Here is an 18,353-nt window from a genome sequence, read left to right on the forward strand (position 1 = left end):
TCCGGGTGCGGCGGGGTGGTCGCTCCAGTTGTAGAGCACCGAGGGCGCTTGTGCAACAAGTTGCATAAAGGGTCGGGCGGTGGCCCGGCCGGAGGCGGGGACACGGCGAGGGCCCGGCGGAATCGTTCCGCCAGGCCCCTTCCGCCCCGTGCCGCGCCCCCGCCCGGCGACGGGATCCGCCGCACGTGCCGCGTCTCACACCTCGTCTCACACCTTCCGGTAGGCGTACGCCTCCGCCGCTGCCGCCGCCACCGCGTCCAGATCCGCCCCCGCCGAGGCGCTCACCACCGCGGCCACCGCGCCCTCGACGAACGGCGCGTCCAGCAGCAGGGTGTCCCGCGGCAGCCCGTCGCCCTCGGCGAGCAGCGCCTTCACGGTGAGCACCGCGCTGCCCAGGTCGGCCAGGACCGCCACGCCCGCGCCCCGGTCCACCTCCGCCGCCGCTCGCGCGACCAGCTCGGAGCTGGTGCCGAGGCCGCCGTCCGGGGTGCCGCCCGCGGCGGCCACCGGGGCCGTCGGCCCGCCGCCCGCCAGGCCCGCCGCCAGCTCCGCGACCGCGGCGGCGACCGCCGCGCTGTGGGAGACCAGCACGATCCCCACCGGTCCGCCCCCGCTCACCCGGCCGCCCCTTCCAGCGCGCCCATCAGCAGCGCCGCCGAGGTGGCGCCCGGGTCCTGGTGGCCGATCGAGCGCTCACCGAGATAGCTGGCCCTGCCCTTGCGCGCCCGCAGGGGCACGGTCGCCAGGGCGCCCGCCTCGGCCGCCTCCCGGGCCGCCGCGAACGACTCGTGGAGCGCCTCGGCCGAGGGCAGCAGCGCGTCCAGCATGGTCTTGTCCCCGGCCACGGCCCCGCCGAGCCGCCCCACCGCCGCCACGCCCGCGCCCAGCGCCCCGGCGAGCTGCTCCCGGTCGACCTCGGCGGCCTCCCCGAGCGCCTTGCCGGTGGCGCGCAGCAGCGTCCCGTACAACGGTCCCGAGGCGCCGCCCACGGTCGAGATCAACTGGCGTCCGGCGAGCGCGAGCACGGCGCCGGGCGTGCCGGGCTCCTCCTTGTCCAGGACGGCGGTCACGGCGGCGAAGCCGCGCTGGAGGTTGGCGCCGTGGTCGGCGTCGCCGATGGCCGAGTCCAGTTCGGTCAGCCGTCCCGCCTCCCGGTCGACGGCCGCCGCCGCGGCGGCCATCCAGCGGCGAAAGAACGCGGCATCGAGCACTTGCCCTCCTCGGGGGTACGTACGGACGGGCGGCGGGGGAGCGGCCACCGGATCAGCATCCCCACCGCAGTGCGGGCGTGCACACCGGGGCGTCCCACAGCCGCAGCAGCTCCTCGTCGGCCTGGCACAGCGTCACCGAGGCGCCCGCCATGTCGAGCGAGGTCACATAGTCGCCCACCAGTGTGCGCGCCACCGGGACGCCCCGCTCGGCCAGCACCCGGTGCACCTCGGCGTTGAACCCGTACAGCTCCAGGAGCGGGGTCGCCCCCATGCCGTTGACCAGGAGGAGCACCGGACCGGTCGGGTTCAGGTCGGTCAGGACCGCGTCGACGGCGAAGTCGGCGATCTCCCGCGAGGTCATCATCGCCCGCCGCTCCCGGCCGGGTTCACCGTGGATGCCGACGCCCAACTCCAGCTCACCCGGCGGCAGTTCGAAGGTGGGGCTGCCCTTGGCCGGGGTGCTGCAGGCGGCCAGCGCCACCCCGAAGCTGCGCGAACCCGCGTTCACCCGGCGGCCGACGTCCGCCACCCGCTCCAGCGGCCACCCCTCCTCGGCCGCCGCCCCCGCGATCTTCTCCACGAACAGGGTGGCCCCCGTGCCGCGCCGCCCCGCCGTGTACAGACTGTCGGTGACGGCCACGTCGTCGTCGACCAGCACCCTGGCGACCTGGATGCCCTCGTCCTCGGCCAGCTCGGCCGCCATGTCGAAGTTGAGGACGTCGCCGGTGTAGTTCTTCACCACGAACAGGACCCCGGCCCCGCTGTCCACGGCCGCCGCCGCCTTCACCATCTGGTCGGGCACCGGCGAGGTGAACACCTCCCCGGGACAGGCGGCGCTGAGCATGCCGCGCCCCACGAACCCGCCGTGCAGCGGCTCGTGCCCCGACCCGCCGCCCGAGACGAGGGCCACCTTCCCGGCGACCGGCGCGTCCCGGCGCAGGACCACCCGGGCCGCCACGTCGACCGTCAGCTCCGGATGCGCCGCCGCCATTCCCCGCAGGGCGTCCGCCACCACGGTCTCGGCCACGTTGATCAGCATCTTCATGGGTGCCTCCCAGCTCCCGGCGAGATCCACGACAAGGACGAGACATACCCCTTCCGCCGGCATCCCACCGGCTTCCCGGCGTCCGGGGCGAGCCGGGCGGAAACGGTTCACCGGGCGCGGCGGCGGTAGAGGCACGGCCCGCCACGGCCGCCGGGCGTCGCTACCGGCATTCGTGATCATCTCGGGCAGGATGACGGCCATGGTCTTCTTGGTCGTACGGGCCCGGCTCGGGCTGGTTTCGCTGACTGCCGGGGCGCTCCTGCTGGCGGGCGGTGCGGACGCCCGGGCCGCGGGTCCGCCGCCCGCGCCGCCGCACCGGACCGCCGCCCCCGACGGCTCCGGCTGGTCCGACGCGGACGCCCTCGGGTTCTGGACGCCCGACCGCATCCACTCCGCCACCGACCCGGCCCGCCCGGCGCGGCCCGGCGCCGGGGGAGCGCCCGGCACACCGGGGCCGCCCGGCCTCCCCGTGACCGCGCCCGGCATGCCGAGCGCCGAGCACATCTCGGGGCTCGCCTCCGTCGGCGTCCTGTTCACCACCTCCGGCGCCGACCCGACCACCGGTGAGCTGCGCTCCCACCAGTGCTCGGCGGCGGTGGTGGAGAGCGGGAGAGGCGATCTGATCCTGACGGCCGGTCACTGCGCGGGCAGACGGGCCGTGTTCGTGCCGCAGTACCGCGCGGAGGACGAACTGGCCGACCAGCCGCACGGGTTCTACCGGGTCCTGGACTGGTACGTGGACAACCGGTACGTCCGCAACGGCAAGGGGGCCGCCTCCGACCTCGACTACGCCTTCGCGCGGCTCGCGCCCGCGCCCGGCGGCGGCGGTGTCCAGGCGGAGGTCGGCGCCAACCACCTGGCCCGTACGGCCGGTTACCGCCAGGACGTGACGATGGTGGGCTACCCCCGGGTCGGCCGCAATCCGAGCGACCTGCCGGTGCGGTGCGCGGCGCGCTCCGGGCCGCTGCAGGGGTTCCGGCAGATGCGGGTGGAGTGCGCCGGGATGTGGGGCGGCGTCTCCGGCGGGCCGTGGTTCTCCGACGTCGACTGGGACGCCGGGACCGGCGAGATCATCGGCAACGTGGGCGGCTACAACGGCGGCGGCATGGACGTGCCGGAGTCCGACCCCCGCTACCACCAGATCACCTACAGCCCGGTCCACGGCGACCGGTTCTTCCAGCTCTACTCCGACGCCCAGAACGGGCGGCGCCCGCAGTACGGCCCGTACCAGTAGCCGCAGGGCCGTAACGGCACGCGCGCGAGGGCGAACTGGGCGGACGGCGGGCGGAGCCGGAGAACCGGTCCGCCCGCCGTCCTGGCCGCGCCGCGGCCCGCTGCCATGGGTACCCTCCGGGCTGCCTGGCGGGGGCGCAGGAGCCAGCAGGGGGCGGGGTCGCGACACGGCCGTACCAGGGGGCGGGGACGCTCCGGGAGGACTCCCGGCGGGCCCCCGCCGTCCGGCCGTGGGCCTCAGACGACCTGCATCGTCGCCATCATGCCCATCGACGCGTGGTCGAACATGTGGCAGTGGTAGACGTACTTGCCGCGGTAGCCGGTGAAGGTGGCCTGCACCTTCACCTTCTCGCCGGGCATCAGCCGGACCGTGTCCTTGAGCCCGGTCTCGGGCCCGGACGTCACGGGTACGCCGTTGCGCTCCAGCACCCGGAACTGCACCAGGTGGATGTGGAAGTTGTGCGGCACCCGCTGGTTGACGTTGGAGACCGTCCACACCTCGGTGTCGCCGTACTTGATGGTGTTGTCGACGCGGTCCGGGTCGTAGACCTTCTCGTCGATGTACCCCATGCCGTCCGCGCTGTTCTCGTCCACGCGCAGCACGACGTTGCGGCTGACGGTCGGCGTCGGCAGCGCGGGCAGCGTCCGCAGCCGCGCGGGCACCCGGCTGTAGTCCGCGGCCTTGTGGGTCACCCGGAACTGCAGGACCGGCGTCGGGGGCACGCCCGCGGGCACGCCCTCCGTGTTGACGAGCTCGAAGGTGGTGCCCACCGGGAACTTGGAGAAGTCGACGACGACGTCGGCGCGCTCGCCGGTCGTCAGCGAGATCGTGTCGGTGGTCAGCGGGGCCTCCAGCAGACCGCCGTCCCCGCCGATCTGCTGGACGGTGGCGCCGTTGGAGAACTTCAGGGTGAAGAACTTCATGTTGGCCGTGTTGTACAGCCGGAAGCGGTACTTGCGCGCCGCCACCTCGAAGTACGGCCACGCCTTGCCGTTGGCGAGGATGACGTTGCGGCCCCGGAAGTCGTTCATCTGGTAGACGAGCTGGCCGTCCGCGTCGAACCGGGCGTCGCGGATCGCGATCGGGATGTCGTAGGCGCCGGACGGCAGCCCCAGCTCCTTCTCGGGCAGGTCCATCAGCGTGTAGAACCCGGTCAGCCCGCGGAAGACGTTCTCCGACTCGATGTGGTGCGCGTGGTCGTGGAACCACAGGTTCGCGTTGGGCTGGCTGTTCGGGTACGTGTACGTCTTCTCGTTGCCGCCCGGCTGGATCAGGTCCATCGGCGTGCCGTCGCTGGACTCCGGGACGTGGCCGCCGTGGAGGTGGATCGAGGCCGGCGTGGGCAGGTCGTTCTTCTGCGTCACCACCACGCGGTGGCCGGAGCACGCCTTGATCCACGGGCCGGGCCAGTGGCCGTCGAAGGTGCGGACGGTGGTCTGCAGACCGGGGATGATCTCGGTCTGCACCTCCTTCATCTCAAAGCTGTAGTACGAGGTGGTGCCCGATATCCGGTCCGGACGCGTGACCTCGGGGACGATCATCTCCTGGGTGAACTTGGGGATGGTCGTCGGGTCGATGTCCGTCGCGGTCTGGGCCTGTGCCTCGCTGCCCAGCGCGGGAAGCAGCAGCCCCGCGCCCCCCACGGCACCGGTCAGCGCCACGCCGGCCTTCATGGCATTCCTGCGTGTGATCATCAAAAACTCTCCCAGCGAGACATGCTGAGGACGCCCCCGCGGCGCCCTGGCAGTGGTCGTGCGGGCGGCGTGCGGGCATCCCGCAGGCGCCGCCGGCCCGTCACGCGGTCCGGCGAGTGGGTCGGCTCGCCGCCGCCTGACCGGCAGTCCCGGGGAACAGCCCCACCTGGTACATGAAGTCCGGCCTCGGGGTGATGCGTCTGGAACGGCACCCCTCCGGGGTGGGGCCCGGTGCGGCGCAGTAGATCTTGGCTCTAGTCTTCCGGCGCCGCAGTGGCCGAACAAGACACTCTGGTTTCAGGGTTGTGTCAGATTTCGCAAATTACTTGCCAGTTGTGCAGGACCTCTGGCAACCGAACGTCAGACTCCGTCAGGTGCCCGAGGATGGGCCCCGCGAGGGCCGGGAGCTATCGTGAGAAGTCCGGATCGTTCAAGTGTCCGGATCGTGGGGGAGGGTCGGGCCATGGAGCGGGACGACGCCGTGATCGGCTGCGTCGGGGAGGTGCTGGTGGGCATCCGCGGGACGGACGGCCCCGGCGAGGTCCTGGTGCGCGTCCGGGGCGGCTCGGAGACCTTCCTCGCCTGGGCCCAGGAGCCGTTGCCGCGCGGGGCCAGGGTCCTCGTCGTGGAATCCCGCGGCACCCGCCAGGTCGATGTGATCGAGTGGGCCGACCCACTGGAGGCGCTGGGCCTCGACGCCGGCTGACGGCCGGAGCACAAGAACAGCAGAAGCAGGGAGACCAGGATGTTCGGTTACCGCGTTCCCGCCCCCGACGAGGCGATGCTCATCTCGGGCGGCAGACGGGGCCTCGGGGGAGCGCCGTTCCGGGTGGTGACCGGCCACGGCAAGTTCGTGCTCCCCATCTTCCGCAAGACCCGGTTCCTCACCCTCGCCATGTGCGAGTCCGAGGTCACCGAGACCTGTGTGACCCGCCAGGGCATCGCGCTCACCGTCCGCGCCGTCATCGCCTTCAAGGTCGGCAACGACACCGAGTCCATCGTCAACGCCGGTCAGCGCTTCCTCTCCGACCAGGACCAGATGTCGGTGCTCACCGGTCGCATCTTCGCCGGTCACCTGCGGGCGATCATCGGCTCCATGACCGTCGAGGAGATCGTCACCGAGCGGCAGAAACTGGCCGCCGAGGTCCTGGACACCTCCAAGTCGGAGATGGCCAAGATCGGGCTGATCGTCGACTCGCTCCAGATCCAGTCGATCGACGACGGCGACACCGGCTACATCGCCGCCATGTCCGCCCCGCACAAGGCCGCCATCCAGCGCCAGGCCCAGATCGCCCAGGCCCAGGCCAACCAGGCCGCCGTGGAGGCCGAGCAGGCCGCCGCCCGCAACCAGGCGGAGTACGCGCGCCAGACCGCCGTCGTCCAGGCCGAGTACTCGGCCGAGGTCGACCGCGCCCAGGCCCAGGCCGCCCAGGCCGGACCGCTCGCCCAGGCCCACGCCCAGCAGGAGGTGCTGGCCGCGCAGACCGAACTCGCCCTGCGCCAGGCCAAGCTGCGCCAGCAGCAGCTGGTGGCCGAGATCGTCAAGCCCGCCGAGGCCGAGGCCGAACGGATCCGGGTCCTCGCCGTGGCCGAGGCCGAGCGGATGAGGATCCAGGCCGCGGCGGCGGCCTCGCACGACCGGGTCGCCCTCGACCGGATGCTGATCGACCAGCTGCCCCAGATCGTCAAGGAGGCCGCGGGCGGCCTCGCGGGCGCCAACGTCAACGTGCTGAACGGGGCCGACGGCCTCGGCGAGATCGCGGCCGGCCTGGTCGGCCAGGGCCTCACGATCCTCGACTCGGTCCGGCAGAACCTGAGCGGATCCGGCCAGTCCACCGAGAAGGGCGCGGGTCCGGACAGGCCGGGCGGGCCGCTGGAACTGCGCGGATACCTCACCACCCCCGGTCAGCGCACCGAGGGCGCGGCGCGCGAGCCGGGCAGCGGGAACGACCCGCAGGCCAGGCCCGGCGACGGCACCGTCGAGCTGGACTGACGCGTTCGGCGTCCCCCGATGGGCACGGATTGGTCAAGGCGCCACCGAGAAGGGTGAGAGGGGTGTCCTGCGGGTGAATCGTGCGCGAGGATGGGGTTATGACCGCGGCCCATCGCGCCATGGCTCAGTTGGAGACATGGCCGAATCTGGTAAGTGGCCCGCCCCGGTGCGCCGTTGGGCAAGCCTTCCGCACGGCGGAGTACGAGGTGGTGCACTTCCACTCCGACCACGCCGCAGATCTGCACCTCACCCACACCGCGATCGAACGGCTGCTGCCCGAACTGCGGCGCAGCAGCGCGATCCGGGTCACCCCCGGATCGGCCTGGCTGACCGTCCTGCTCGACTGCGACGCCGATGTCGAGCTGCTGCTCAGCCTGGTCAGCGTGGCGCTCAAGGCCCACGGTGACACCCGTCGCCGGCACCCGGGCACCCCCTGCGAGTGGTACGGCTCGGCGGTGCCCTCCCCGGCCGTCGCGGTCCCGGCGGGCGCCGCGCCGCCCGCCGCCCACGGGCTGGTCCCGGCCGCCCGGCGGGCCATGGGCCGGCTCCTCCCGCACGGCCACCGGCCGGACTGACCGGCCGCGCGTCCACCACCCCCGGGAACCTTCCCGGCCCCCCGCCCGACTGCTGAAGTGAGCCGCCCAACGCGGCAACCACCACAGCAGCAAGGGGTGTTGAACGATGAATGCCGAGCACGGGCAGACCCGGCGCGGGGTCCTGCGCAGCGCCGTCGCGGGCGGCGTAGGGGCCGGACTCGCGGCCACCATCGGCGCGGGAACCCCCGCCCACGCCGCCGCGCCCCGCCGGATCCGCGTCGCGGTCCTGCTGTACGAAGGCGTCACCGCACTGGACGCGGTCGGCCCGTACGAAGTGCTGTGCCGGGTGCCCGACGTGCGGGTCACCATGGTGGCCAAGACGGCCGGACCGGTCCGCACCGACACCGGCGAACTGACCCTGGTCGCCGAGCGCGCACTGAGCGAGGTGCCGCGCGCCGAAGTGCTCCTGGTGCCCGGCGGCGGACAGCCCGGCGCACTCGACATGATGAAGGACACCGCCGTCCACGACTGGATCCGCCGCATCGACCGGCACTCCCTGTGGACCACGTCCGTGTGCACCGGCGCGCTGATCCTGGGCGCCGCCGGACTGCTCCGGGGCGTGCCCGCCGCCACCTACTGGGCGGCCCGCCCCATGCTCAAGGACTTCGGCGCCATCGACACCCCCGGACGGTTCGTCGAGAGCGGCAAGATCATCACGGCGGCCGGGGTCTCCGCGGGCATCGACATGGGACTCCACCTGGCCGCCCGCCTCTCCGACGACCGGACCGCGCAGGCCATGCAGCTCGGCATCGAATACGACCCCCAGCCGCCCTACGACACCGGCTCGCCCGAGAAGGCCGACCCCGAACTGCGCAAACTCGCCCTCAAGCTCCTCGACGACGCCGGCCGCGCCCGGTAGCGCGGCGCGTTCCGCGAAGAGCGCGCGCACCCGGGAACCAACCGGCCCCGCCTTCCGACTGCTGTCGAGGAAGACGAGGAGGTGGGATGGACGGTCTCGAAGTGCGGATGCGCGCCGTCGCGTGCCGCCACGGCCGGGTCGAGGCCGTGCGCGCGGTGGATCTGGACATCCCGGCAGGCGAACGGGTCGCCCTGACCGGGACCAACGGATCCGGCAAGACCACCCTGGTGCGGGCCGTGCTCGGACTGCACCGGCGCACGACGGGCGACATCCTGGTCGGCGGACGGAACACCCGCACCGCCGCCGACTGGGCCTGGCGCCGCCGTGCCTGCGCCTGGATCCCGCAGAAGCCCGCCACCGGCCGCTTCCCGCTCCTCGCGGGCGAGCTGCTGGCCAGCAGCGGCGCCCCCGCCGAAGCGGCGGACGCGGCGGCCAGGCTCGGGGTCGCCGCGATGGCCCGGCGCCCCCTGCACACCCTCTCCGGCGGCCAGCTCCAGCGGATGTACCTGGCCCGCGCGGTCGGCTGCGTCGCCGCCGGAGCGGGCGTGCTCCTGGCCGACGAACCCACCGCGGCACTGGACTTCGCCGGTCAGGAGGAGGCCGCCGACGTGCTGCTCTCCCTGCCCGTCACCCTGATCGTCGTCACCCATGACCGGGCGCTGGCCGACCGCTGCGAACGCGTCCTCGAAATGGCCGCGGGCCACCTGCGCGAAGCCTCCCGGGACGGCCGCCGATGATGACCGCCTCCGCCGACCTCGGCGAACTCCTCCAGCTCGTCCCCGTCCAACGGGCGGGCACCGCCCTGCTCCTGGCCGCCGTCGGCCTGCCGGTCATCGGCGTCGTCATCGTCGGGCTCGACATCATGCCCGTACGGTTCGCGATGATGCACGTGGCGCTGCTCGGAATCGCCGTCGGCCTGCTGACCGGGCTCGACCCGATGCTGTGCGCCCTGGTCGCCTGCGCGCTGGCCGGTGCCTCGGTGGCCCCGCTGGCCCGCACGCCCGACGGCCTCTCGGGGGCGATGGGCCTGCTGATGAGCCTGGCCATCGCGGCGGCACTGCTCGTCCTCTCGGTCTCCGGGGTCAACGCCTCCGGCGCCTTCGCCCTGCTGTGGGGCTCCATCCTCTCGGTGGGCGGCGCCGACCTGTGGCTGCTCGGCGCGCTGGCCGCCGCCGTCCCCGCCCTGTTCTGGTGGCGGCGGCGCGACCTCGCGCTGCTCCTGTACGACCGTGAACTCGCCCTCAGCACCGGCGTACGCGTCGAACGGCTCACCCTGCTGCTCCTGGTGCTCGTCGCGGTCGCCGTCGCCGGTGCCATCAAGCTCACCGGCGCGCTGCTCGTCGACGCGCTCACCCTGCTGCCCGCGCTCGCCGCCCGGCGGCTCGGCTCCTCGCTCACCTCGATCACCGCCTGGGCGGTGGGCATCGGACTCACCGTCAACACCACCGGGTTCCTCGTGGCGCTCAAGCTCGACTGGCCGCCCGGCCCCGTACTCGTCCTGACGGCCGGGGCAGTGGTCCTCGCCGTCCATCTCGTCCCCGAACGGAGAACCAGCTCATGGCGCAGCACCGCCGCGTCCGCGTCCCTTCCCTCCTCGCACTGAGCATCGGCGCCGGGCTCGTGCTCAGCGGATGCGGCGACGACGACTCGCCCTCGGACCAGGCGTCCGCCGGGCACGGCGGCAAGCCGGTCGTCGTCGCCACCACCGTCTGGGAAGGGGCGTTCGCCAAGGCGGCGGGGATCGACGACGTCAAGGTCATCGTCCCGCAGTCGGTGCACCACGCCCCCGACTACGATCCCAAGCCGTCCGACCTCGCCGCCGTCGGCCGCGCCGACTTCGTGCTGTACGCGCCGTTCGAACCGTACGCCGCGAAGATCAAGGAGGCGGCGGGCTCCAAGGCGAAACTGGTGGAGGTCGGCCTCGACAACGACGCCGACAAGGCGGGCGCCGAAGTCGCCCGGCTCGGCAAGCTGTTCGGCACCGAGGCGGCGGCGACCCGCTGGAAGGCGTCCTTCGACACCGAGTACGGCAGGCTGCGCGCCGACGTGAAGAACGCCTGGCCCGGCGGCAGGCCCCCGGTGGTGGTCGCCCAGGTCTTCTCCACCTGGTCCGCGAAGCTGGCCGGAGCCGAGGTCGTCGGCACCTACGGGCCCGAGGCGGTCACCGCCCAGCAGCTCGCCGCACTGTCGAAGAAGAAGCCCGCACTCGTCCTCGACAACGCGCACATGTCGACCGGCAAGGTGCTGCCCGACTCCGGCGCCAAGCAGATCGAGATCGTCAACTACCCCGACAAGGACCTCGACCTGCTCGCCGTCTACCGCAAGGCGGCGGCCGACGTGAAGCAGGCGATGAAGGGCTGAGCCCGGGGCCGAGGCATGTGGAAGGGGGCGGACCGGATCCGGTCCGCCCCCTTCCACATGCTCACTCAGGCCGCCGCCGTCTGCTTCCCGCACCACTCCCGCACCCGCGCCCGGTCGGGCTTGCCCGCCGGGGTCAGCGGCAACTGCGCCACGTGGAGCAGCCGTTCGGGGTGCTTGCGGCGCTCCAGGCCGCGCGCGTCCAGATGCGCGGACAGCTCCGCCAGGGACAGCTCCGCCCCCTCGCGCCCCACCAGACACACGGCGAGCCGCTCGCCCATCAGCGGATCGGGCACGCCCACGCACACCACGTCCCGCACCAGCGGATGCGCCGCGATCGCCAACTCCACTTCGGCGGGGCTGATGTTGGCGCCGCCCCGGATCACCACGTCCTTGAGCCGCCCCACCACCCGCAGCGTGCCGTCCTCCTCCAGCCTGCCCAGATCGCCCGTGCGCACCCAGCCGTCGGCGGTGCGGTAACGGGCATCGAGGTCGGGAGCCGCCACATAGCACAGCGGGCTCATCGGACCCCGGGCGACGATCTCCCCCACGGCGCCCGGCGGCGCCTCCTCCAGCTCGGCCGTACCCGGCAGCGCGATCCGGATGTCCGTGACCCGAGGATCCGGCCGCCCCGCCAGAACCCCCGGCCCGTCGGCCGCCACGGGCCCAGCGGCCAGCCCCGTATGGCAGTTGACGCCGTCGGCCGACCCGTACAGGTTCACCACCGGACAGCCGAACACCCGGCGGGCCTCCTCCGCCGTCGCCGCGTCCAGCGGGGAGCCACCGACGATCAGCGCGGTCGGCGGGGTGAACGGCGCGGCGCCGTCCTCCGCCAGCCGGTCCAGCATCATCCGGACCATGGTCGGCACGCCCAGCACATGCGTGGGCCGGTGCTCCACCAGCGCCCGCACCGCCGCCTCCGGCGAGAAGTGGTCCAGGAGCACCAGCGTCCCACCGTGCCGGGCCAGCGTCACCGCCGTGCCGCTGCTGCCGAACGCCGAGGCCAGCGGCACCAGGAAGAGGCACCGGGGCGGCTCGCCGTCGGTCAGCAGCGAGCCCAGGAAGTTGCCGCGCCCACCGGCCAGCGCGTTGTGCGAGTACGCCACCATCTTCGGCTCCGCCTCGGAGCCGGACGACACCAGGATGCGCGCCGCCGCGTCGGGATGCGGACGCGCCGGCACGAAGTCGTGCGCGTCACCACGCGTCAACTCCCTTAGCGGAACAGCCCCTTCGGGCACCACACCAGGACCGGCGGCCACCACCGCGCGCAGCAGCGGCAGCTCGTCGCGGAGCGCGAGCAGATCGGCGGCGTGCCGGCTGCCCCGGTGCTCGGTGGCCGCGATCACCGCGACCGCCTCCGAACGGCCGAGCAGCGACACCGCCTCCCGGCCGCCCCGCCCCACCGGGAACGGCAGCGCCACCGCGCCCAGCGCCGCCAGCGCGATGTCGGCGACCACCGCCTCCCGCCCGGCCGGCAGCTGTACGCCGACCACGTCACCGGACCGTATGCCGAGCCCTTCGAGCCCGGCGGCCATACAGCGTGCCCGCCGGTCCAGAGCGGTGTAACAGAGTTTCCCCTTGGCGTCGATCACGGCCGCGCGATGCGGATCGGCGATCTGGCGCGCCCGGTAGAGGCTGTACAGATCGAGGTCGGGGCAGACACCGTCCACGGCCCAGGAGCGGCGCAGACGGGCGGGCAGCAGATCGCGCAGGACGACGGTCACAGAAAGCTCCAGGGGTCGGGCACGGCGAGGGCGCCGTGCGGGTCGCGGCCCATCGAAGGGGCGAAACGCGGATCGTGCGCCAGGGCGCCGAGGTCGGTGGTGACGGTGGTCGCCGCCAGCCCGTGCCCGCCCAGCAGCTCCTGGGCATCGGCGGTGGACAGCCCGCCGAGGTCGTACGCGGCCACCGCATCGGCGCACGCGTCGGCCGGTGCCACCCAGCCGTCCCGGGTCGCCACCGGCCGCCGGAACCCGGCCGGGCGCCGCGGATCGAGCCCCCGCGCGACACGGCGGCGGGCGGGCGCGGTGAGCACGTCGGCGGCCCCCAGCAGCGAGGAGTCCACCCGCACGCCCCGGCCCGTACGCTCGCGCAGCAGCAGCCCGCCCAGGACCGCCTCCGCGCCCAGCAGCCCGCCGAGCACGTCGAGCAGCGTCATCAGGGACGGCGCGGGCGCCTCGCCCGCAGGCCGCACGGCCTCACCGACCCCGGTACGGGCCTGCACCATGAAGTCGGTGCCCATCGGCGCGTCCACCAGCCGGTCCGCCCAGCCGCTGGTGTACGCGTACACCAGCGCGGGGTTCGCCACCGCCAGGTCGTCCCGGTCGAGACCGAGCCGGGCCGCGTTGCCCGGCGCCCAGTTGTGCAGGAACACATCGGCCCCGGCCGCCAGCCCCAGCAGCTCGCGGCGCCCGCCCGCGGACTTGATGTCCAGCTCCACCGCCCGCTTGCCCCGGTTGAGCGCCAGCCAGCGCGCGGACACCCCGCCGCACGCGGGCGGCATCCCGCGCAGCGGGTCACCGCCCGGCGGCTCGATCCGTACGACATCGGCCCCGAGCAGCCCGAGCAGATGCGCGGCGAGCGGCGCCTGGATGCGGCGCCCCGCCTCCAGCACGGTCAGCCCCGCCAGCGGACCGCCGGGAGCGGGGGAGCGGGCGGCTTCGCGCGCCTCACCCGCGCCGCAAGAGGCCAGCGTCCAGGGCGCGGCCCCGTCGTCCTCGGCGGCCCGCTCGGCCAGCGTGTACAGCGGGCACACCTCGGCGCCCGACGCGTCGGCCGCGCCGCGCACCCGCTCCCACCCGGTCGCCCGCACGGTGTCGTGCAGGGCCTCCGGGAAGGGCGCGCACGCCGTCGCGTACCGGAACTGGAACGGCCGCCACCCCCGGCGGACCGCCTCCTCGGGCGCGCCGATCCCCCGCCAGAACGCGGCCCACGCACCCGGATCCAGGGTCTCCAGCTCGAAGACCACCCCGTCGCGGGAGGTGAACGGCGGGCCGCCCGGGGCGAGTTCGGCCGCCTCCGCCTCCTCGGCGCCCTCGGCGGCCAGATACTGCGACACGGTCAGCAGCGCCGCCCGCTCCGCACTGACCCGCACCCCGCTCCCCGCGCCGCCGCGCGCCTGCGCGAGCAGCCCCGCGAGCAGACCCTGCACGGTGAGCACCCCGGCGGCGGTGGCCGCGTAGTCGGCGGCCAGCCCGCGCGGCACGCCGTCGCGGCGGCCGTGCACCGCCATGATGCCGGTCGCGGCCTGCACGGTCGCCTCGTCGACGACCGTGGGCGAGGCGCCCCAGGAGGTGTGGGCGGTGAACTCGGCGAAACCGGCCCCGGAGAGCGCGATGCGTGCGGTGCCGGCCGCGTCGGGGGTGCCGGCGCGCTCGGCGGGCTCGGCACGCTCGGCGGGCTCCGCGCCGAGCAGCCGCAGGTGCTCCGCGACCAGCGCGGACCCGGGCCCGGCCGGTCCGGACGCGCTGGGGCGCAGCCCGTGCAGTGGGCCGTGGAGCGGCCCGGCGGTGCCCCCGGCGACGGTTCTCGCCGCTTCGGCAGGGCCGGCGGAAACTGCTGCCATGCCTGTCCTCTTTCTCTGGTTTCTCTGGGATCTCTGAGTTCCGTGAGATCTCGGGGATCTCTGGGTCTTCTCGGGTCGCTGGATCGGCCGCTGGCACCGACCTCGTGGGCGCCGCGCCGCCACCGCGGGAACCCGGAGGCCACCGCCTCCGACCAGTTCCACGTAGCAACAGCACGAACGAACAGCACGGAAGAACAGTCGGACCGCCGTTCGAGGGGGTTCCCGGGAGCTGGAGGAAACTGGTGGACGAGTACGCGGCGGAGCTGCGGGGCGGGCCGGAATGCCCGGCCGACGTGAAGGAGTTGCGCGACCGCGTGGCCGCCTTCGTACGCGAACGCGTCGAGCCCCACGAGCCGGTGCTCGACGCGGGCGGCCCGGCCGCGCGCACGGCGCTGCGCACCCTTCAGGACGAGGCGCGCGCACAGGGCCTGTGGGCGCTCGCGCACCCGATCGCGCTCGGCGGCCAGGGGCTGCCCCTGCGGTCGTACGCGCAGGTCGCCGAGGCCGAGGGAGCCAGCGACCACGGGCCCGCCGCCCTGGGCTCGGCCTCGCTCCTGGACGTCTTGATGCTGAGCGCCCACGGGAGCGCCGCCACCGGCCCCGCGTACGCGCGCCGGCTCACCGCCGGGGAACTGCGGGCCTGCTACGCGATGACCGAACCGGACGTCCCGGGCACCGACCCCTTCCTGACGGCCACCCGCGCGGAGCAACTACCGGACGGCGGCTGGCGGATCACCGGACGCAAGTGGTTCACCAGCGGGGCCGCGGACGCCGACCTGGTGACCGTGCTGGCCCGCACGGACGGCCGCCCCGGCGACCGCGACGGCCTCTCCCTGCTCGTGGTGCCGACCGCTCTTCCCGGCTTCCGCGTGGTGCGCGAGCTGCCGGTGCTGGGCGCGGGCGGACAGTGGGAGATCGCCCTGGACGGGGTCGTGGTCGGCCCGGACCACCTCGTCGGAGCCAGGGGAGCCGCGCTGACCGTCGCCGCCGAACGCCTCCAGCTCGGCCGCACCCTGCGCTGTCTGCGCTGGCTGGGCCAGGCCGGGCGGGCGTTCGACCTGCTGCGCGACCGCGCGGCGACCCGCACCCGCTCACGGGGGCGGCTCGGCGACCTCCAGCTCGTCCAACTCCACGTCTTCGAGGCCCTGCTGTCCCTGCGCACCACCCGGCCCCTGGTCTACGAGGCGGTGGCGCTGCTGGACGCGGGCCGGGACGCCCACGTCGAGGTGGGGCTCGCCAAGGTCGCGGCGGCCCGGATGCTCCAGCAGGTGGCGGACGCGGCGATCCAGGTGCACGGCGCGGCCGGGCTGGGCCCGGACACCCCGCTGCCCGCCCTGTTCCGAACGGGCCGCGCGGCCCGCATCCTGGACGGCCCGGACGAGCTGCACATCACGTCGGTGGCGCGGAGGGTGTTGCGGGGGTGAGGGGGGTGCGGGGCTGGGGTGTGGGGTGCGTGCGAGGGGCGGCTGACAGCTAGCAGCTGACAGCTGAGGGTTGGCGGCTGGCAGATAGCAGATAACCGTCGACGGCTGACAGATGTTGACAGCCGTCAGCCGTCAGCCGTCAGCCGTCAGCCGTCAGCCGTCAGCCGTCAGCCGTCAGCCGTCAGCCGTCAGCCGTCAGCCGTCAGCCCCTCCACCAACATCTCCAACGCACTCGCCAAGAAGAAGCTCCCCCAGATCAGCTCATGCCGCACGGCAGTCCCTGTCCCCGCCCCCACCTCTGTCCCAGTCCCCTCTCCCCACTCATAGCACCCGTCCAGCAGACGCCCGTCGGTCGTCAGATGGCTGTGCACGAGACGGTCGAGGATCGCGGTCGCTTCCGCCTCGCGGTCCAGCAGGAGCAGGGCGTAGGCCGTGATGGCCGCGGCGGAGGTGTCGAGCGGGCCGTCGGGGTGCCGTTCGTCGGCGAGGGGGACGAGTGCCGGGCCGGTCAGGCGGTCGGCGGTCGGGGCCAGGTCCTGGGCGCCCAGGTGGCGTACGCCCTCGGCCACGCCGAGGAGCAGCCAGGCCCGGCCCCGGGACCAGGTGGGCGGCGAGTCGGTGAACACCGTGAGGTGGCGGCGCAGATGGGAGTCGGCCGCGGCGGGGTCCGCGGTGGCGAGCAGCGGGACCGTGCCGGGTACGCCGTCGGTGCGGGCGGCGAGGCGGGGGCCGCCGAACGCCGTGCCCCAGGGCACCACGCCGTGATCCGGTTCGAAGGCGTTCCGGCAGGCCAGGGCGGCGCGGGCGCGCAGGGCGCCGCTGTCGGGGTCTTCGTGGGCCGGGACCGTTCCGTACCAGAAGATGAGTCCGCGGGTGGAGGTGTCCGCGTCCAGCCACTCCGCGAGGCGGGCCGCGCAGGCGCGGGCGGTGGCGTGGTCGGTGGGCCGGCCCGTGCGGCGGGCGCGCAGCCACAGCAGCCCGGCCCAGAAGCCACCGGTCCACGAGCCGCGCCGGGTCGTCGTCCACTCTCCGGAGCCGGGTTCGGCGAACAGCGGGAAGCGCGCCCCCACGTGGTCCCGGGTGGCGGCGACCCGCCCGAGCAGCGCGTCCAGGGCCGGACCCGCCCACTCCGGCGCGCTCATCCGCGCACCTCCCGGGCGTCCGGGGTGTCCCGCGTTTCCCGGGCACGCGCGCGTACCGCCGTGGCCCGCTCCCGTACCGCCCACACCGAGGCCACCGCGCCCGCGCCGGTGAACTCGGCCGCGACCAGCAGCCAGCCGGGGCCGTAGTGGTGGGCCGAGGCGAGCAGGCCGAACAGCGGGGGGCCGACGGCGAACCCTGCGAAGAAGCCGGCCGAGACCATGGCGGAGTCCTGTCCGGCGCGGCCCGGTTCGGCGCGCTGCATGACCAGGACCATCGACACGGCGTTGGCGGAGACGGCGAACACCCCGACGGCGACGGCCGCGACCCAGGCCAGCGGGTGCGCGTACGTGGAGGCGGCGAGGAGCAGGGCGGCGCCGACCGCGCCCGCGGCGAGCAGGCCCGGCAGCCACAGCGCGCGTTCGGGGCGTCCGGCGACCTTCGACCAGCCGACCCGCCCGACGACCCCGGCAACGCCCAGCACCGCGACGAGCGCGGCGGCCGAGGTGGGGCCGAGACCGAGCCGCCGCGAACCGTACAGCGCGAGGTAGGTGTTGACCGAGGCGATGCCGCAGCCCAGCAGGAGCGAGAAGCCGGTGAGCCAGGCGATCGCGCCGCGCGGCGGCCGGATGGGCGCGGCGGGCTTGGGCGGCGGGTCGGCGGGCAGTACCCGGGCCGCCCAGACGGCGGCGGCCAGCGCCGTGCCCGCCGCCGTCCAGACCGCGCCGCGCCACCCGGCCGGTCCGGCCAGGGCGGCGAGCGGCAGCCCGGCCGCGAAGGCGCCCAGCTGCACGCCGGACTGCTTCATCCCGGTCACCGCACCCCGGCGTTCGGGCGCCACGGCGGCCAGGATCGCCTTGTTGGTGGCGGGGTTGGCGAGGGCCTGCGGCAGTCCGCCGAGGGCGACCGCCGCGAGCAGGAACCCGGCTCCGGGCGCCGCGCCGATCAGTGCGAGCGCCAGCGCCGACACGAGCAGCAGGGCGACCAGGCAGCGGCGCGGGCCGACCGCGTCGACCACTTTGCCGCCCAGCGGCGAGAGCGCCGCGGCGGCGCCGAAGCCGATCGTGGTGGTGAGGCCGAGCACCGTGGGGGAGACGTCGAGGGCGGCGACGATGCGCGGGCCGAGCGCGCCCAGCAGGAACAGCTGGAGCATCGAGAACGCCATGGCGCAGGTCAGCAGCGCCGTCACGGTCCCCGTCACCGCCGTCCCCGACGGTTTCCTCGCCCCGCCGTT

The 18,353-nt window shown here is 74.4% G+C and carries 17 protein-coding genes; 9 read left to right on the forward strand and 8 right to left on the reverse strand.

Annotated features, from left to right (window positions below; genetic code table 11):
- Positions 1-207: 207 nt before the first annotated feature.
- Genes AB5J87_RS31545 through dhaK form a run of 3 tightly spaced genes read right to left on the reverse strand, consistent with a single transcriptional unit; the run spans position 208 to position 2,256 of the window.
- Positions 208-618, reverse strand: coding sequence for a PTS-dependent dihydroxyacetone kinase phosphotransferase subunit DhaM (locus tag AB5J87_RS31545; protein WP_369381626.1), 411 nt, complete (start codon positions 616-618; stop codon positions 208-210).
- On the reverse strand, positions 615-1,211 hold the full coding sequence (gene dhaL / locus AB5J87_RS31550) for a dihydroxyacetone kinase subunit DhaL (protein WP_369381627.1): 597 nt from the start codon (positions 1,209-1,211) through the stop codon (positions 615-617). The genes AB5J87_RS31545 and dhaL overlap by 4 nt, the downstream gene beginning before the upstream one ends.
- A 52-nt stretch (positions 1,212-1,263) precedes the next feature.
- On the reverse strand, positions 1,264-2,256 hold the full coding sequence (gene dhaK / locus AB5J87_RS31555; protein ID WP_369381629.1) for a dihydroxyacetone kinase subunit DhaK: 993 nt from the start codon (positions 2,254-2,256) through the stop codon (positions 1,264-1,266).
- Between the two features lie 199 nt (positions 2,257-2,455).
- Between dhaK and AB5J87_RS31560 the strand changes: the two genes are divergently transcribed.
- A complete protein-coding gene (locus tag AB5J87_RS31560; RefSeq protein WP_369381631.1) occupies positions 2,456-3,490 on the forward strand; it encodes a serine protease in 1,035 nt (344 codons plus the stop codon).
- Between the two features lie 236 nt (positions 3,491-3,726).
- Here AB5J87_RS31560 and AB5J87_RS31565 read toward each other — a convergent pair whose 3' ends face one another.
- Positions 3,727-5,184 (reverse strand): multicopper oxidase family protein, encoded by a 1,458-nt coding sequence (locus tag AB5J87_RS31565; protein WP_369381633.1) that lies wholly within the window; start codon positions 5,182-5,184, stop codon positions 3,727-3,729.
- Positions 5,185-5,647: 463 nt separating this feature from the next.
- Here AB5J87_RS31565 and AB5J87_RS31570 point away from each other — a divergent pair, with 463 nt between their 5' ends.
- The 7 genes from AB5J87_RS31570 to AB5J87_RS31600 all read left to right on the forward strand — a co-directional run bounded on the left by AB5J87_RS31570 (position 5,648) and on the right by AB5J87_RS31600 (position 10,993).
- Complete coding sequence (locus AB5J87_RS31570; RefSeq protein WP_369381634.1) at positions 5,648-5,890, forward strand: hypothetical protein; 243 nt, start codon at positions 5,648-5,650, stop codon at positions 5,888-5,890.
- A 39-nt stretch (positions 5,891-5,929) separates the two neighbouring features.
- On the forward strand, positions 5,930-7,177 hold the full coding sequence (locus AB5J87_RS31575; RefSeq protein ID WP_369381635.1) for an SPFH domain-containing protein: 1,248 nt from the start codon (positions 5,930-5,932) through the stop codon (positions 7,175-7,177).
- A 119-nt stretch (positions 7,178-7,296) separates the two neighbouring features.
- Positions 7,297-7,752: a luciferase family protein gene (locus AB5J87_RS31580; RefSeq protein ID WP_369383728.1), complete on the forward strand. Its 456-nt coding sequence runs from the start codon at positions 7,297-7,299 to the stop codon at positions 7,750-7,752.
- A 106-nt stretch (positions 7,753-7,858) separates the two neighbouring features.
- Positions 7,859-8,632, forward strand: coding sequence for a DJ-1/PfpI family protein (locus AB5J87_RS31585; protein ID WP_369381638.1), 774 nt, complete (start codon positions 7,859-7,861; stop codon positions 8,630-8,632).
- An 86-nt stretch (positions 8,633-8,718) separates the two neighbouring features.
- Complete coding sequence (locus tag AB5J87_RS31590; protein WP_369381640.1) at positions 8,719-9,369, forward strand: ATP-binding cassette domain-containing protein; 651 nt, start codon at positions 8,719-8,721, stop codon at positions 9,367-9,369.
- Positions 9,366-10,235 (forward strand): metal ABC transporter permease, encoded by an 870-nt coding sequence (locus tag AB5J87_RS31595; protein ID WP_369381641.1) that lies wholly within the window; start codon positions 9,366-9,368, stop codon positions 10,233-10,235. Before AB5J87_RS31590 ends, AB5J87_RS31595 begins: the two co-directional genes overlap by 4 nt.
- Positions 10,190-10,993 carry an ABC transporter substrate-binding protein gene (locus AB5J87_RS31600; RefSeq protein WP_369381642.1) on the forward strand — a complete coding sequence of 268 codons (804 nt, stop codon included), beginning with the start codon at positions 10,190-10,192 and terminating at the stop codon, positions 10,991-10,993. Before AB5J87_RS31595 ends, AB5J87_RS31600 begins: the two co-directional genes overlap by 46 nt.
- 65 nt (positions 10,994-11,058) lie before the next feature.
- On the opposite strand, the gene AB5J87_RS31605 is transcribed toward AB5J87_RS31600, so the two are convergent.
- Positions 11,059-12,714: a class I adenylate-forming enzyme family protein gene (locus AB5J87_RS31605; RefSeq protein WP_369381643.1), complete on the reverse strand. Its 1,656-nt coding sequence runs from the start codon at positions 12,712-12,714 to the stop codon at positions 11,059-11,061.
- Entirely contained in the window at positions 12,711-14,555 is a 1,845-nt protein-coding gene (locus AB5J87_RS31610) for a CoA transferase (protein WP_369381645.1), read from the reverse strand. The genes AB5J87_RS31605 and AB5J87_RS31610 overlap by 4 nt, the downstream gene beginning before the upstream one ends.
- Before the next feature lie 242 nt (positions 14,556-14,797).
- Here AB5J87_RS31610 and AB5J87_RS31615 point away from each other — a divergent pair, with 242 nt between their 5' ends.
- Entirely contained in the window at positions 14,798-15,979 is a 1,182-nt protein-coding gene (locus tag AB5J87_RS31615) for an acyl-CoA dehydrogenase family protein (protein WP_369381647.1), read from the forward strand.
- A gap of 188 nt (positions 15,980-16,167) precedes the next feature.
- Here AB5J87_RS31615 and AB5J87_RS31620 read toward each other — a convergent pair whose 3' ends face one another.
- Both AB5J87_RS31620 and AB5J87_RS31625 read right to left on the reverse strand, forming a co-directional pair.
- Positions 16,168-17,121, reverse strand: a complete 954-nt coding sequence (locus AB5J87_RS31620; protein ID WP_369381649.1) for a sugar ABC transporter permease — start codon at positions 17,119-17,121, stop codon at positions 16,168-16,170.
- Positions 17,118-18,320, reverse strand: coding sequence for an MFS transporter (locus AB5J87_RS31625; protein ID WP_369381651.1), 1,203 nt, complete (start codon positions 18,318-18,320; stop codon positions 17,118-17,120). Before AB5J87_RS31625 ends, AB5J87_RS31620 begins: the two co-directional genes overlap by 4 nt.
- Positions 18,321-18,353 lie beyond the last annotated feature (33 nt).

The sequence above is a fragment of the Streptomyces sp. cg36 genome (assembly GCF_041080675.1).
Taxonomy (GTDB): domain Bacteria; phylum Actinomycetota; class Actinomycetes; order Streptomycetales; family Streptomycetaceae; genus Streptomyces.

Bases quoted from the DNA above. Each gene is read 5' to 3' on its own strand.
- dhaK (WP_369381629.1), bottom strand. From the start codon at position 2,256: ATGAAGATGCTGATCAACGTGGCCGAGACCGTGGTGGCGGACGCCCTG.
- AB5J87_RS31560 (WP_369381631.1), top strand. From the start codon at position 2,456: ATGGTCTTCTTGGTCGTACGGGCCCGGCTCGGGCTGGTTTCGCTGACT.
- AB5J87_RS31565 (WP_369381633.1), bottom strand. From the start codon at position 5,184: ATGATCACACGCAGGAATGCCATGAAGGCCGGCGTGGCGCTGACCGGT.
- AB5J87_RS31570 (WP_369381634.1), top strand. From the start codon at position 5,648: ATGGAGCGGGACGACGCCGTGATCGGCTGCGTCGGGGAGGTGCTGGTG.
- AB5J87_RS31575 (WP_369381635.1), top strand. From the start codon at position 5,930: ATGTTCGGTTACCGCGTTCCCGCCCCCGACGAGGCGATGCTCATCTCG.
- AB5J87_RS31580 (WP_369383728.1), top strand. From the start codon at position 7,297: ATGGCTCAGTTGGAGACATGGCCGAATCTGGTAAGTGGCCCGCCCCGG.
- AB5J87_RS31585 (WP_369381638.1), top strand. From the start codon at position 7,859: ATGAATGCCGAGCACGGGCAGACCCGGCGCGGGGTCCTGCGCAGCGCC.
- AB5J87_RS31590 (WP_369381640.1), top strand. From the start codon at position 8,719: ATGGACGGTCTCGAAGTGCGGATGCGCGCCGTCGCGTGCCGCCACGGC.
- AB5J87_RS31595 (WP_369381641.1), top strand. From the start codon at position 9,366: ATGATGACCGCCTCCGCCGACCTCGGCGAACTCCTCCAGCTCGTCCCC.
- AB5J87_RS31600 (WP_369381642.1), top strand. From the start codon at position 10,190: ATGGCGCAGCACCGCCGCGTCCGCGTCCCTTCCCTCCTCGCACTGAGC.
- AB5J87_RS31610 (WP_369381645.1), bottom strand. From the start codon at position 14,555: ATGGCAGCAGTTTCCGCCGGCCCTGCCGAAGCGGCGAGAACCGTCGCC.
- AB5J87_RS31620 (WP_369381649.1), bottom strand. From the start codon at position 17,121: ATGAGCGCGCCGGAGTGGGCGGGTCCGGCCCTGGACGCGCTGCTCGGG.